The sequence below is a fragment of the Anaerotalea alkaliphila genome, assembly GCF_010179735.1.
In the GTDB taxonomy this organism is placed as follows: Bacteria; Bacillota; Clostridia; order Lachnospirales; family Vallitaleaceae; genus Anaerotalea; species Anaerotalea alkaliphila.
This window is the reverse complement of record NZ_JAAEEH010000056.1, coordinates 1-14,039: the sequence shown is the minus strand read 5'-3', so window position 1 is coordinate 14,039 and position 14,039 is coordinate 1. Positions and strand designations below refer to the sequence as shown.

Genomic DNA, 14,039 nt, shown 5'->3' with positions numbered 1-14,039 from the left:
TACCTATGAGATGGTTGAAATTCAATACGTGGTGTCTGTTGATTCATTCGAATATTAAAGTTGCATTTTCAAGGAACATTCGGGATGATTTCTTAATCTGTCCCGTAACAATATCTTACAAGGAGGTCATTAAGTTGAGAAAACTAGCCATTGCCTACGGGAACAGCCGACAGGCAAAGAAGTGGGTCAACAAACAAATCACATTTGATGAGTTAAAAGATAGATTGAAGACTCCAATCCGGACTACAGAATCAGCTGAAGAGTATGCCAAATTCAGCAAGGCTCAAAAGGATGATGCAAAAGATCATGGTGGTTTTGTTGCAGGTGTTCTAAAAGGCGGTCGCAGAAAAATCAATACCGTGGAGCTCCGCTCAATGATTGCCTTAGATGGTGACCGCATTGATAAAGAGTTTCTTGAAAACTATGAATCGAATACCCAGTATACCTCAGTTCTATACTCCACTCATAGTAGCACTGAAGAAAATCCAAGGGTGCGCATTATCCTGCCACTCACAAGAGATGTGACACCAGAGGAATTTGTAGCAATTTCAAGGTACCTTGCACAGATGCTTGGCATTGATTATTTCGATGAGTGCTCGTACCTACCAAATCAGCTGATGTACTGGCCCAGTACGCCATCCAACGGAAACTTCATCTATAAGGAAGTGGATAAGGACTGGCTTAATCCAGATGATATTTTAATAGCTCATCCTGAATGGACTGATCCTACAAGACTACCAACTTCATCTAGGGAGAGCAAGGCAAATACAGTTTCGCATGAGAAGGTACAGGACCCTCTTGAAAAGGAGGGTGTTGTAGGGCTTTTCAATAGAGTCTACTTTCCTGTAACAAAAGCAATCGATGAGTTTTTGTTAGGTATCTACGAGCCAACAGAAAATGAGGACCGCTACCACTTCATAGAGTCAAGCAGTATGGCAGGTGTTGAAATCAAGGAAGGTGGCAAGTTCGTCTACAGCCATCATGCCAAGGACCCAGCATACCTTAAATTATGCAATGCCTTTGATATCGTCCGTATCCACAAGTTTGGTGATGACGATGTTAAGAAGTCCTTCAAAAGTATGTGCGATTTTACCATGAAGATTGATGAGGTGAAAGTCTTTGCTACCAATGAAAAACTTGCAGAAGCTGAAGTGGATTTTACAGATCTTGGCGACAACTGGAAAGAAAAACTAAAGTATCAGCCCAGAAGTCAAGTGCTCGAAAACAGCGTGTACAACTTAAACCTCATCCTGAATCATGACCCTGATTTTAAGAATTTTGCATTCAACGAGTTATCAAACCGCATCCAGGTCACTGGACCACTTCCATGGGAAAGGCCGGAAAGTAACGTGTTTTGGAGAGACGCTGATACGGCCCAGCTTAAGTCCATTATGGATATTCGCTACCTTCCATTTTCAAGCAGAAACCACGATGTTGCCTTTACCAAGGTAGCTGATGATAGGAGATTCCACCCCATAAGGGATTATCTTGATTCCCTTCCTGCGTGGGATGGAGTAAAGCGTGTGGAAGATGTTTTCATCAAATACCTTCAGGCTGATGACACTGAATATATACGCACAGTGACTAGAAAGACCTTTGCAGCGGCAGTTGCGCGGATATATGTTCCTGGAATTAAGTTTGATTGCGTTCCTGTGCTTGATGGTGATCAGGGTATTGGTAAAAGCACAATTTTGAAAGACCTTGTAACACCAGACTTCTATTCTGAAACATTATCCCTCACTGATATGGACGATAAGTCGGGTGCTGAAAAACTTCAGGGATTTTGGGTGGTTGAAATTGGCGAGCTTGCTGGAATGAAGAAAGCCGACATTGAAAAAGTGAAAGCCTTTCTCTCAACCTCAGATGATAAATACAGACCATCCTATGGAAGGGTTGTAGAGAGCCATCCAAGACAGTGCATCGTCATTGCCACAGTAAATGGCGAGCGTGGATATTTGCGTGACATCACAGGGAACCGCCGCTTCTGGATCATCAAAGTGCATCAGAAAAAGCAGAAGAAAACCTGGAATTTCACGGAAGCATATAGGCAGCAGTTCTGGGCAGAAGCAAAACAAATATGGAACTCCGGCGAAAAGCTATACCTCGAGGGTGATGTTTTAGAAGAGGCTGAAAAGGCGCAGAAGGGTGCCATGGAGGCCGATGAGCGTGTTGGCATGGTGGAAGAGTACCTAAATACACTGCTTCCAGATGACTGGGATAGTATGGATTTATTTGCTAGAAGAAATTACCTAAGTGGTAGCGAATTTGGTGGAGCTAAGCATACAGGTACTATCACACGAACCTCTGTAAGCAATGCAGAAATTTGGTGTGAATGCTTCAATCGTAATCTCCCAGAGTTAAAGACCACCGATAGTTATCAGATCGCAGCACTTATGGCTCAGATTCCTGGTTGGGAACGAACCAGCAGTATTAAGCGTTTGCCGATTTATGGCAGGCAGCGACTTTATCAATATGGCGAATAGGTGACACAACACAACACAAGATTTTCCCTTATATTAGAAATGCTTTTTCTTATAAGTAGATAGTGAATACCTGTGCACGTATACGCGCGTTAGTAAATATAGGGGAATGCTTGTGATTTTGTGTACTTGTGACAGATGGGAGGTAAACAAGTGACTGAAAAATATATAGAGCAAAAACTGGTGGCAGCAGTGAAAAAGAGGGCTGGTATGGCACTAAAATTTGTTAGTCCGGGGTTAGATGGTGTGCCAGATAGAATTGTACTACTACCTATGGGAAGAATGGCCTTTGTTGAATTAAAGGCGCCGGGCAATAAGATGCGTCCACTGCAAGTAAGGCGAAAAAGACAACTGGAAGCGTTAGGATTTTTGGTTTACTGCGTTGATGGTGTAGAGGAGATTGAAGAAGTGTTAAATGAGGTGGGAGGTGATGCCAAGTGAAGTTCATACCACATGAATATCAGCAGTATGCAATTGATTTTATAACCAGCAAGCCAATAGCTGCAATATTTCTTGATATGGGCTTAGGTTAGGAAAGACAGCCATAACCCTTACTGCACTTTTTGACCTATGCCTTGATCGATTCGAAATCAGAAAAGTATTGATTATAGCTCCACTAAGAGTTGCATCCCAAACATGGCCAGCAGAAATAAAAAAGTGGGATCACCTTAAAGGCTTATCTTACTCAGTGGCAGTTGGAACTGAAAAAGAGAGAAAAGATGCCCTTAAGAAAAGAGCCACACTATATATCATTAACCGTGAAAATGTGGACTGGCTTGTAAGCAAGAGCGGAATCCCCTTTGACTTCGACATGGTTGTGGTTGATGAGCTATCTTCTTTTAAATCCTATAGTGCAAAGCGGTTCAAAAGCCTTCTGAAAGTTAGGCCAACTGTGAAAAGAATTGTTGGTCTGACGGGTACCCCTTCAAGTAATGGACTTATGGACCTATGGGCACAGTTTCGCATACTTGATTTAGGTCAGAGGCTTGGTAGGTACATAACCCACTACCGTAGTGCCTACTTCAAGCCAGATAAGCGCAATGGTCAGATCATCTTTTCATATAAACCTCAGCCAGGAGCTGAAGAAAAGATCTATAGCCAGATATCGGATATTACAATATCCATGAAATCATCAGATTATCTAAAAATGCCTGAATGCGTCATAAACCAAGTGCCTGTTTATCTGAACGAAAAGGAATGGAGCATTTATTCTAAATTTAGAGATGAGATGGTAGCAAGTTTAGGTGAAGAGGAAATTGATGCAGCAAACGCAGCAGTGCTTTCTGGGAAACTCCTGCAGATGGCCAATGGTGCAGTTTATGGCGAGAATGACAAGGCACATACCATCCATGATAGAAAACTGGATGCCTTGGAGGACCTGATCGAAGGAGCCAACGGAAAACCGGTCCTTGTAGCTTATTGGTACAAGCATGATCTGGAACGTATCCAGAAGAGATTTACTGCAAGGCAGATAAAGACACCTAAAGATATTGAGGATTGGAATGATGGGAACATTCCAGTAGCTGTTATTCATCCAGCCAGTGCAGGACATGGACTTAATCTTCAAAGCGGCGGTTCCACCCTTATATGGTTTGGACTAACTTGGTCCTTGGAGCTCTATCAACAAACCAATGCTCGTCTTTATAGGCAAGGTCAAAAGGACACGGTTGTCATTCACCACATCATTACCAAGGGCACCATAGATGAAGATGTTATGACAGCACTTACAAGAAAAGAAAAATCACAGGCATCTTTGATTGATGCTGTAAAAGCTAAATTGGAGGTGAAGCGATGATTGATCCATACGAGCAACTTGCCAATGCTATAGTCTTACAAGCCGTTAAGGACTACAGGGATGCGCTAAAGAAGCTGATGAAGCGTCCACGCTATGAACCTGCGAAATATACAAAAGCTGAGGTGGAGAGGTTCTTCCACTCTGATTGGTATAGAGAACTTACCTCTGTTGATGGAGATTACCTGCTTAAAAAAATACGATCGGAGGTAAGAGAACCATGAAAGTAAAAGAATATTTACACCAGGCATATAGGCTTGATAAAAGAATCCAATCTCACATTGAAGAGATGGAGTGTCTAAAAGAAATGGCCACCAGCGTATCATCACCAAGGTGGGATGAGAAGGTCCAGACTTCAAGAAATTCTGAGGGCAATTTTGTTAGGTGCTTGGAGCGGATTATGGACTTGGAAAGAAGGATAAATGCGGAAATCGATAACCTTGTAGCGCTCAAAGAACAGATACGATGTGTTATTAACGAGGTTGCAGACACGGATGAACGCATGGTACTTCGTTATCGATACGTCCACAACCTAACCTGGGAACAAATCGGGGATGAACTTAATGCTGATAGAACAACAGTTTACAGGTGGCATAATGCAGCCATTAACCATGTAACTCTTCCTGAGGATCCCGTCAAAGTATAGTTCGCACATCTTGCAACACTTTGCAACAAGATACCACTATTGCATTTGTGTTATTGTATAATCAGGAGAATAGAATTAATACCAAGCCTTCATGGGAACACCCCACGAGGGCTTTTCTTATGCCCAAAAGGAGGTGAACCCATGCCATATAAACCTAAGCGTCCCTGTGCTTACCCAGGCTGCGGTCGGCTTGCTGATAGTGAGCAATACTGCGCCGAGCATAAAAAAGTGGTTACCAAACGCTACAACCAGTACCAACGAGATCCTGCTTCCAACAAGCGCTACGGTAGGTCATGGAAACGTATCAGGGACCGCTACATCAAAGCCCATCCTCTTTGTGAAGAGTGTGAAAGGAATGGAAGGATTAAAGCTGCTGAAGAAGTCCACCACATCCTCCCTCTCTCCAAAGGCGGTGGCAATGAAACAAGTAACCTGATGGCCCTTTGTAAGCCATGTCACTCAACGATTACCGCTGAGAGTGGTGACCGGTGGGGAAGGTAAAATCTCTACAACTTTTCAATCCGGACAGCGGGCTGGGGTGTCGTGTTAAAAAACGCAGATTCAAACGGGGGTATAGCCCCCACTTTGTAAAGGAGGTGTGATCATTGGCAAAAGACGGTACGAACAGAGGTGGCGCTCGTGTTGGTGCAGGGGCAAAAAAGAAACCTCTGGCTGACAAAATAGCTGAAGGTAATCTCGGTGGCAGGAAACTGACGGTGATGGAGTTTTCCGACACTGCAGACCTTGAGGGACAAGAAATGCCTGAACCCAATAAGATGCTTGAAGCCATACAAAAAGATGGCAAGGCTCTGGTGGCAGGTGAAATATATAAAGCCACATGGCAGTGGCTGGATAAGCGTGGTTGTGCTGCTCTGGTTTCTCCACAGCTCCTCGAACGTTATTCCATGAGTGTTGCCAGGTGGATTCAATGTGAAGAGGCCATTACAGAGTATGGCTTTCTTGCTAAGCACCCCACCACAGGAAATGCCATTCAAAGTCCTTATGTATCCATGGGCCAGAACTACATGAACCAGACCAATCGTCTGTGGTTTGAAATATTCCAGATTGTAAAAGAAAACTGTACTGGCGACTACAAAGGATCAAATCCTCAGGATGATGTGATGGAGAGATTGCTTTCTGCTCGTAGGGGCAAATAAAAATAGATGGGAGATAATGATATGAGTAAAAACTACAGAACCGCAGAAAGTGTCTGCAAGGGACATCCTGATAAGCTTTCTGATTTAATCGCTGACAGCATTTTGGATGCTTGCCTTCGCAGAGACAAAGCTTCACGTGTGGCCTGTGAGGTCATGGCTACTAAAGGAAAAATCATCGTGGCGGGCGAAATCACCTGCAGCGAAAAAATTAACATCCGACTTATCGTAAAAAATGTACTTCGTGAGGTGGGATACAGTCCTTGGAAATTTACAGTATTTGTGTTTGTACATCACCAAAGTGTAGATATTGCTGCTGGCGTAGATACAGCACTTGAAGCAAGAAATGGAATCATTGATCCGTACGGTTCCATCGGTGCTGGTGATCAAGGCACTGTATATGGATATGCTACCAACGAAACCCGTGAACTGCTTCCTCTACCTTTACTTCTATCTCATAGAATCGTAAAGCGTATTGATGAATGTCGCAAGGGAAAAATCATCAAGGGTATCCTCCCCGATGGCAAAGCACAGGTTACTGTTGAGTATGATGGGGATAAACCTATCCGCGTTAAGACTGTGGTAGTTTCTGTTCAGCACCACGAAGATAAAACCCAAAAGCAGCTAGAATCAGATATCTTAAACAACGTGCTCTGGCAGTGCTTCGAGGATTTCCCCTTAGATGATGAAACCGAAATTCTCATCAATCCTTCAGGCAGATTTGTTGAGGGTGGTCCTGCTGCTGACACTGGACTTACTGGAAGAAAGATCATGGTCGACACCTATGGTGGTCTGGCTTCTCATGGCGGCGGCGCACTCTGCGGAAAGGACCCAACTAAGGTTGATAGAAGCGGTGCCTATATGGCCAGGTACATTGCTAAGAATATTGTTTGGAGCGGGCTTGCTGATAAATGCGAGGTCGCTATTTCTTATGCCATCGGAAAAGCAAATCCAGTTTCAGTAAATGTGACAGCCTTTGGCACGGGAAAAATCAGCGACGAGGATTTAAGTGCACTGGTAAATGAAATCTTCAACTTACGTCCAGCTGCTATCATTGAAAAGCTGCGCCTTCGAAATGCAATCTACTCTGATACAGCAACCTACGGTCATTTTAACTCATCACTCTTCCCGTGGGAGAATGTGGATTTCAATCTAAACTTAAGAAAGGTGGCGGAAAGATATGAAGATTGAAAAACTGAAAACTAAGCTCTTACTTCCCGCTGACTATAATCCACGTAAGGATTTAAAACCCGGGGATGCAGAATACGATAAACTTAAACGCTCCATTGAGCAGTTTGGATATGTAGAACCGGTCATCTGGAACAAGACCACTAGTAGAGTTGTAGGCGGCCACCAGAGATTAAAAGTGCTCCTGGATTTAGGAATGACCGAAGTTGAGTGTGTGGTCATCGAGATGGATGAAGATAAAGAAAAGGCGCTCAACATTGCCCTTAATAAAATCAGCGGTGACTGGGATAAGGATAAGCTAGCTCTTCTTATTGCTGATCTGCAAGGTGCTGACTTTGATGTCTCTCTTACAGGTTTTGATCCTTCTGAACTGGACGACCTGTTTAAGGATTCCCTGAAGGAAGGCATTCACGATGATGAGTTTGATGTGGATGCAGAGCTGGAAAAACCCGCCATGACAAAACTTGGTGACGTCTGGAAGCTAGGGCCTCATAGGCTGGTTTGCGGTGATTCCACCAAAGCTGAAACCTTCACGCTTCTTATGGATGGAAAGCTGGCAAACCTAGTGGTGACAGATCCCCCTTATAATGTAAACTATGAAGGCTCTGCCGGAAAAATCAAAAACGACAATATGGGTGATTCTGCTTTCTATGAATTCCTACTGGCAGCCTTTACCAATACAGAAGCTGTCATGACCCAGGACTCCTCTATCTATGTTTTCCACGCAGATACGGAAGGACTGAATTTTAGAAAAGCCTTCTCTGAAGCTGGCTTCTACCTCTCCGGCACCTGCATCTGGAAGAAGCAATCTCTGGTCCTTGGTCGGTCCCCTTACCAATGGCAGCATGAACCGGTGCTCTTTGGGTGGAAGAAAAAAGGCAAGCACAACTGGTACGCTGATCGAAAGCAAACCACCATATGGGAATTTGAAAAACCTAAGAAGAATGGCTCTCATCCAACAATGAAGCCGGTGGCTCTTGTGGCCCATCCTATTCTCAATTCAAGTCTTAGCAATTGCATTGTTCTCGATCCATTTGGCGGTTCTGGTAGTACGCTTATTGCCTGCGATCAGACCCAGCGAATCTGTCACACCATTGAGTTAGATGAGAAGTTTTGCGACGTTATAGTCGAAAGGTTCATTTCTGGAGCACAGACTTCAGATGATGTCTATCTCCTGCGTGATGGCAAAGAATACCGCTACAGTGACCTCCCTGAAAATAAATAACACAACTATCGAAAGATAGACTTGCTATTTACATCGCTTAGAGTGATATATGTAGTAAGCCAAAAACAAGGAGGTCAGTACCATGAAAATCAATTGCAACGTAACTGGAAACGAACGAAAAAGACTGGTGAAGCTCATCAGCGAAATCACAGAGGTTCCTTCAAAGTATCTGGGGGTCCCATCCTGCGCTTACAAGGTCGGACCTTACCACATCGGAAAAGACGGAGAACTAACATTTGACCCCGAAGTGGCTCAAGAGGATATCAAGACGCTGATGAAAAAGCTGCAAGATGCAGGGTTTGAAGCTGATGTGGATGAACCCGCTCCTGCTGAAGCGGAGACCGAGGAAACTGGACTCATCATCCAGATTCCAAAAGACTCCCTCTCCGATGAGGACCTGGAGAAGCTAGCCAAACTGCTAGAAGCAAAAGGAAACCTCATTAAAAAAGCCCTCAATGTGGATGCACTTCCCATTGAAGCCGATGATGAACGCATTAGCTTCCCCTGGTTTTCAAAGCTGCCAAATCCAGATGAGATAAAAGCTTACTCCCAGTTCATAACAAAGCTATGTGAGATGGCGAAAACCCAAAAGAGAATCACTGTAAAAGAAAAAGAAGTCGACAATGAGAAATACGCATTCCGCTGCTTCCTTCTCCGCCTCGGTTTTATTGGAGAGGAATTCAAAACCCACAGAAAGATCCTCCTTCAAAACCTTTCAGGAAGCAGTGCTTTTAAAGGAGGTGCTCCTAGTGAAACCGATCAGTAAAGAAAGACTGGCCCACCTACGCAAGCAGTACGCCGCTGGCGCCAGGGTCCAGCTCCTTTGGATGGATGATGCGCAAGCGCCACCAGCGGGCACAAAAGGCACCGTGTGGGGCGTTGATGACACAGGCTCCATCATGGTTCAATGGGACAACGGCAGCAGCTTGAATGTGGTTTACGGCGTCGATTCCTGCAGGGTAATCGATGAAAAATCCAGGGAGGAGGAATCGCAATGAAGGCACTATTTGGACGAAAGTTCTACAACCTTAAGGAACTAAAGGAAGCAACCGAAGAGGCAAAGGAAGATGGCGTCATTGGTTCTGATTACACTGTGATTCGAGAAGTTGAACTCAATGATTCAGAGTTTAAAAAGTTTACCAGCAATTTTCTAGAGGATCAGCCCTGGATCAAGAAATCAGATGGTGGGACCAACGAAAAAGGTGAGCTTCGATGCATCAGGGTCATTAACAAAGACACCGGTGAAAAGATACTCACCAATCCTGAAGGTTACGAATTCCCGCGTTACACAGCGATTGAAGATTAACTGAAAACCTGCTCTATTACTACAGAAATGACTTGCTATTATTCTCGTTTAGAGTGATATATGTAATACCAAAACAAAACCACACTAAATGGAGGATGAGAACATGAAAGAAATCAAAGCGTTTGAAGAAGCCAAAGCAACCGGCGCAAATTTTAAGGAGTCAGGAATCAACAGCACCATGTACTGGGCCTACGAAAGAAGCAAGGAAGCAGGAAACGACACCATCGACTTTTCTGAGGTCATTTGGGATTACGACATTGAACCCATTGTTAAAGCCTGCAGAGCCTATGGAATCGACCACATCACCATTTCAAGCACCTTCTCAGGACTGATCGCAACCCTTGCCGAATTTGAAAAGCACGGCTGCAGGATGGACGGACTTACCAAGGTTAAGACAAGCTACACCGACTGGCAGACCGGTGAAAAGCAAATGCTACCGGCAATCTTGGTTAGAATTTAAGGAGGGTTTAGACCATGTGGAGAGAAGGTAAAATCGAAGTCGAAAACAAAACCATTCAGTACTGGATCAAAAGCTTTGACTTAGGCTCCCCTTACGGCATTGATGAGGGTAGAATATCAAAAGTGATGCTAAAGCGAGATGGCCAGATCATTGCAAACTTTGATAGAGGCTGGGACATTGAACCCATCGACGCCAATGCGCAAGCTGCACTTGAAATATTGATGAAGGAATACAATTAACAACAAGATATAGGAACAGGGCTGTATGGCTCTTTTCCTCGTTGCAGAAGACCTTATGGTCTATTTTTTATGTCTTTTTAAAGGAGGTGTCCGCATATTCGAAAACTAAAGAAGTATAAACCAACCTCTTACATGGCGAAGGATTCTCATTACAGCAAGGAGATGGCGGACTATGCAGTTGGTTTTATTGAATGCCTCTCCCATACCAAAGGAACCTGGGCAGGAAAGCCCTTTGAACTGATAGATTGGCAAGAGCAAATCATCCGAGATTTATTTGGAACCATAAAACCAAATGGCTATCGTCAATTTAATACTGCGTATGTAGAAATACCAAAGAAGATGGGAAAAAGTGAGCTCGCGGCGGCTGTTGCCCTGCTCTTAACCTGTGGTGATAACGAAGAACGTGCTGAGGTTTATGGCTGCGCTGCAGACCGTAACCAAGCCTCCATCGTTTTTAATGTGGCAGCTGACATGGTACGAATGTGCCCAGCTTTATCAAAGCGAGTTAAGATTCTGGACTCACAGAAAAGACTTATCTATCAACCCACTGGAAGCATTTATCAAGTGCTTTCAGCGGATGTTGGAAACAAGCACGGCTTTAACACCCATGGGGTTGTATTTGATGAGCTCCATACTCAACCCAATCGAAAGCTTTATGATGTTATGACAAAAGGTAGTGGTGATGCTAGGATGCAGCCTTTGTACTTCCTTATCACCACTGCCGGAGATAATCAAAACAGCATCTGCTGGGAAGTGCATCAGAAAGCTCTAGACATCATGGCAGGAAGAAAGAACGACCCTACCTTCTACCCAGTTATTTACGGTGCAGATCTCGAAGATGACTGGTCTGATCCAAAGGTATGGAAGAAAGCAAATCCATCCCTCGGCATCACTGTCAGTATGGATAAAGTAAAAATGGCCTACGAGTCTGCGAGACAAAACCCCGCTGAGGAAAACAGCTTCAGGCAGCTTCGACTCAATCAATGGGTTAAACAAGCTATTCGCTGGATGCCTATGGATAAATGGGATGCCTGCGCTTTCCCTGTTAATCCAGAAGCCCTCAAAGGTCGCGTTTGCTATGGCGGGCTGGACCTTTCTTCATCTACAGATATAACAGCCTTTGTACTTGTATTTCCTCCACTGGATGAAGACGACAAATATGTGGTCCTTCCATACTTCTGGATACCAGAAGACAGCATCGATCTTAGGGTTAGACGGGATCACGTGAATTATGATGTTTGGGAGAAACAAGGATTCCTTCTAACCACCGAAGGTAACGTTGTTCACTACGGATTCATTGAGACTTTCATTGAGGAACTTGGAATGAAATATAACATCCGTGAGATCGCCTTTGACCGCTGGGGCGCAGTTCAGATGACACAGAACTTAGAGAATTTAGGTTTCACCGTTGTTCCTTTTGGGCAGGGCTTCAAGGATATGTCTCCGCCAACAAAGGAACTGATGAAGCTGACATTGGAAGAAAAAATCGCTCATGGAGGTCATCCTGTTCTCCGTTGGATGATGGACAACATTTTTATTAGAACCGATCCTGCTGGTAACATCAAAGCAGACAAAGAAAAATCCACTGAAAAGATAGATGGTGCTGTGGCTACAATCATGGCTCTTGACCGAGCGATCCGCTGTGGTGAAGAAACTGGTAATTCTGTTTATGATGACAGAGGTTTATTAGTATTCTGAGATTAGTTTTGCATAACATCTCAACGCAATACATCATCTTCAACACCGTTATGTAATCAGTTTTCATCAATTTTCAATTGTCAAACACATCCACGTGTATTTAGGGTAAAATACTATTGAGGTGATGAATATGCGTGATGATGCTTACCGCAATTGGCTACAGGGCAAAATTTCAAGTCGTCCTATATCAGACAGTATTAGCCGCTGTCGAAGAGTTGAAGAAAGTCTGAAAATGAACTTAGATGAAGAATTTTCAAAGGATGGTGGTCGCAGCCTTGTTGAGCTGCTTGAATATTCATCTGAAGACGAGAGTCTTAATCGTCCAGCACCTACTGGTATTAGTTTTACACCAGGCTCAAATATTAAAAATGGAATGGCTTCATTAAGATCTGCAGTTAAAAAATATTTAGAGTTTTGCCATTCAACTAAATTAAAATAAACACAATATCTATGAGCATCTCAAACGAGGTGCTTTTTTCATATCCATTTTAAGGAGAGTGATGTCCATGGGAATACTGCAAGGAATATTTAAGGCCCGAGACAAACCTAAAGATGCTCTTGGTGGAAGCCGCTACAGTTTCTTTTTTGGAAGTACCAGTGCTGGAAAACCGGTCAATGAGCAAACCGCTATGCAAATGACCGCAGTGTACAGCTGCGTAAGAATCTTATCGGAGACCTTAGCTGGTTTGCCTCTTCATGTTTACAAATACAATGATTCAGGTGGCAAGGAGAAAAACCTAAAACACCCTTTATATAAGCTTCTTCATGATGAACCAAATCCTGAGATGACTTCTTTTGCCTTTAGAGAAACGCTGATGAGTCATCTTTTATTATGGGGAAATGCATATGCTCAGATTATTCGAAATGCACGTGGAGAAGTGATTTCTCTCTATCCACTAATGCCAAATAAAATGACGGTCGATCGCGATTCAAGTGGTCGGCTTTTCTATTTGTATCAGCGTGGCAATGAGGATGTTCCATCTCTTGGTAGAGAAAATCAGGTGTATCTTTCACCATCGGACGTCCTTCATATCCCAGGACTTGGCTTTGACGGACTGGTGGGATATTCACCCATAGCCATGGCGAAAAATGCTGTAGGTCTTGCCATTGCAACTGAAGAATATGGAGCTAAGTTTTTTGCTAATGGCGCTTCACCGGGTGGCGTCTTAGAACACCCCGGTACCATCAAGGACCCTCAGAAGATTAAAGAATCCTGGAATGCAGCCTATCAAGGAAGTGGTAATGCCCACCGGGTGGCTGTTCTAGAAGAAGGTATGAAGTATCAGCCGATTGGCATTTCACCTGAGCAGGCACAGTTCCTTGAAACCAGAAAGTTTCAGATCAATGAGATTGCTCGTATTTTTAGAGTCCCTCCTCATATGCTTGCTGATCTAGAGAAGTCGTCCTTTAGTAACATCGAACAGCAATCACTGGAGTTTGTAAAATACACCCTTGACCCTTGGGTTGTCCGCTGGGAACAGTCCATGTGTAGGGCACTTCTCATGGAAAGCGAGAAACCTAACGTTTTTATCAAGTTTAATGTGGATGGTCTATTGCGTGGTGATTATGTAAGTCGAATGAGTGGATATGCCACTGCCCGTCAGAACGGTTGGATGAGCGCCAATGATATCAGGGAGCTTGAGAATCTGGATAGAATTCCAGGATCCTTAGGTGGCGATCTCTACCTCATCAATGGTGCCATGACAAAATTACAGGACGCAGGTGCGTTTTATGGAAAGTAAGTGATAATGTTGAGTAAAAAGAAAAGCACCGTTAAAAATCGATGCTTTTCAATCTTTACAGAGTCACTTACTTCACATTATTTTTTAGTGCTAAAATTTCTTAACCACT

Annotated in this window: 16 protein-coding genes and 1 pseudogene; all 17 read left to right on the top strand. The window is 43.7% G+C overall.

Going from position 1 to position 14,039, the window contains the following annotated elements:
- The first annotated feature begins 134 nt into the window (after window positions 1-134).
- The 17 genes and pseudogenes from GXN74_RS13455 (at window position 135) to GXN74_RS13375 (ending at window position 13,930) form a co-directional block, all read left to right on the top strand.
- A complete protein-coding gene (locus GXN74_RS13455) occupies window positions 135-2,483 on the top strand; it encodes a virulence-associated E family protein (RefSeq protein ID WP_162371459.1) in 2,349 nt (782 codons plus the stop codon).
- Between the two features lie 150 nt (window positions 2,484-2,633).
- Window positions 2,634-2,921 (top strand): VRR-NUC domain-containing protein, encoded by a 288-nt coding sequence (locus GXN74_RS13450; RefSeq protein WP_162371458.1) that lies wholly within the window; start codon window positions 2,634-2,636, stop codon window positions 2,919-2,921.
- Window positions 2,918-4,275: pseudogene (locus GXN74_RS13445) on the top strand (SNF2-related protein). Before GXN74_RS13450 ends, GXN74_RS13445 begins: the two are co-directional and overlap by 4 nt.
- Window positions 4,272-4,496, top strand: coding sequence for a hypothetical protein (locus GXN74_RS13440; RefSeq protein WP_144742814.1), 225 nt, complete (start codon window positions 4,272-4,274; stop codon window positions 4,494-4,496). The pseudogene GXN74_RS13445 and the gene GXN74_RS13440 overlap by 4 nt, the downstream one beginning before the upstream one ends.
- On the top strand, window positions 4,493-4,918 hold the full coding sequence (locus tag GXN74_RS13435; protein ID WP_162371457.1) for a DUF1492 domain-containing protein: 426 nt from the start codon (window positions 4,493-4,495) through the stop codon (window positions 4,916-4,918). Before GXN74_RS13440 ends, GXN74_RS13435 begins: the two co-directional genes overlap by 4 nt.
- A 141-nt stretch (window positions 4,919-5,059) precedes the next feature.
- Window positions 5,060-5,419: an HNH endonuclease gene (locus tag GXN74_RS13430; protein WP_162371456.1), complete on the top strand. Its 360-nt coding sequence runs from the start codon at window positions 5,060-5,062 to the stop codon at window positions 5,417-5,419.
- Window positions 5,420-5,523: 104 nt separating this feature from the next.
- Window positions 5,524-6,075, top strand: coding sequence for a P27 family phage terminase small subunit (locus tag GXN74_RS13425; RefSeq protein WP_162371455.1), 552 nt, complete (start codon window positions 5,524-5,526; stop codon window positions 6,073-6,075).
- A gap of 21 nt (window positions 6,076-6,096) precedes the next feature.
- A complete protein-coding gene (gene metK / locus GXN74_RS13420; RefSeq protein ID WP_162371454.1) occupies window positions 6,097-7,263 on the top strand; it encodes a methionine adenosyltransferase in 1,167 nt (388 codons plus the stop codon).
- Window positions 7,253-8,485, top strand: coding sequence for a site-specific DNA-methyltransferase (locus tag GXN74_RS13415; protein WP_162371453.1), 1,233 nt, complete (start codon window positions 7,253-7,255; stop codon window positions 8,483-8,485). The genes metK and GXN74_RS13415 overlap by 11 nt, the downstream gene beginning before the upstream one ends.
- Window positions 8,486-8,567: 82 nt before the next feature.
- The gene (locus GXN74_RS13410) at window positions 8,568-9,251 is read left to right on the top strand and encodes a virulence protein (protein ID WP_162371452.1); all 684 of its coding nucleotides are present in this window, start codon (window positions 8,568-8,570) and stop codon (window positions 9,249-9,251) included.
- Window positions 9,235-9,483, top strand: a complete 249-nt coding sequence (locus GXN74_RS13405) for a DUF4314 domain-containing protein (protein ID WP_162371451.1) — start codon at window positions 9,235-9,237, stop codon at window positions 9,481-9,483. Before GXN74_RS13410 ends, GXN74_RS13405 begins: the two co-directional genes overlap by 17 nt.
- The gene (locus tag GXN74_RS13400; protein ID WP_162371450.1) at window positions 9,480-9,791 is read left to right on the top strand and encodes a hypothetical protein; all 312 of its coding nucleotides are present in this window, start codon (window positions 9,480-9,482) and stop codon (window positions 9,789-9,791) included. Before GXN74_RS13405 ends, GXN74_RS13400 begins: the two co-directional genes overlap by 4 nt.
- A gap of 103 nt (window positions 9,792-9,894) precedes the next feature.
- Window positions 9,895-10,251, top strand: coding sequence for a DUF7698 family protein (locus GXN74_RS13395; RefSeq protein ID WP_162371449.1), 357 nt, complete (start codon window positions 9,895-9,897; stop codon window positions 10,249-10,251).
- A gap of 14 nt (window positions 10,252-10,265) precedes the next feature.
- Window positions 10,266-10,490 (top strand): DUF7678 domain-containing protein, encoded by a 225-nt coding sequence (locus tag GXN74_RS13390; protein WP_162371448.1) that lies wholly within the window; start codon window positions 10,266-10,268, stop codon window positions 10,488-10,490.
- Window positions 10,491-10,586: 96 nt separating this feature from the next.
- Entirely contained in the window at window positions 10,587-12,188 is a 1,602-nt protein-coding gene (locus GXN74_RS13385; protein WP_162371460.1) for a terminase TerL endonuclease subunit, read from the top strand.
- A 130-nt stretch (window positions 12,189-12,318) separates the two neighbouring features.
- Window positions 12,319-12,627: a hypothetical protein gene (locus GXN74_RS13380; RefSeq protein WP_162371447.1), complete on the top strand. Its 309-nt coding sequence runs from the start codon at window positions 12,319-12,321 to the stop codon at window positions 12,625-12,627.
- Between the two features lie 67 nt (window positions 12,628-12,694).
- A complete protein-coding gene (locus GXN74_RS13375; protein ID WP_162371446.1) occupies window positions 12,695-13,930 on the top strand; it encodes a phage portal protein in 1,236 nt (411 codons plus the stop codon).
- Window positions 13,931-14,039: the final 109 nt, after the last annotated feature.

Coding starts and splice junctions, on each gene's coding strand:
- GXN74_RS13440 (WP_144742814.1), top strand. CDS start 4,272: ATGATTGATCCATACGAGCAACTTGCCAATGCTATAGTCTTACAAGCC.
- GXN74_RS13435 (WP_162371457.1), top strand. CDS start 4,493: ATGAAAGTAAAAGAATATTTACACCAGGCATATAGGCTTGATAAAAGA.
- GXN74_RS13430 (WP_162371456.1), top strand. CDS start 5,060: ATGCCATATAAACCTAAGCGTCCCTGTGCTTACCCAGGCTGCGGTCGG.
- metK (WP_162371454.1), top strand. CDS start 6,097: ATGAGTAAAAACTACAGAACCGCAGAAAGTGTCTGCAAGGGACATCCT.
- GXN74_RS13415 (WP_162371453.1), top strand. CDS start 7,253: ATGAAGATTGAAAAACTGAAAACTAAGCTCTTACTTCCCGCTGACTAT.
- GXN74_RS13410 (WP_162371452.1), top strand. CDS start 8,568: ATGAAAATCAATTGCAACGTAACTGGAAACGAACGAAAAAGACTGGTG.
- GXN74_RS13400 (WP_162371450.1), top strand. CDS start 9,480: ATGAAGGCACTATTTGGACGAAAGTTCTACAACCTTAAGGAACTAAAG.
- GXN74_RS13395 (WP_162371449.1), top strand. CDS start 9,895: ATGAAAGAAATCAAAGCGTTTGAAGAAGCCAAAGCAACCGGCGCAAAT.
- GXN74_RS13390 (WP_162371448.1), top strand. CDS start 10,266: ATGTGGAGAGAAGGTAAAATCGAAGTCGAAAACAAAACCATTCAGTAC.
- GXN74_RS13380 (WP_162371447.1), top strand. CDS start 12,319: ATGCGTGATGATGCTTACCGCAATTGGCTACAGGGCAAAATTTCAAGT.
- GXN74_RS13375 (WP_162371446.1), top strand. CDS start 12,695: ATGGGAATACTGCAAGGAATATTTAAGGCCCGAGACAAACCTAAAGAT.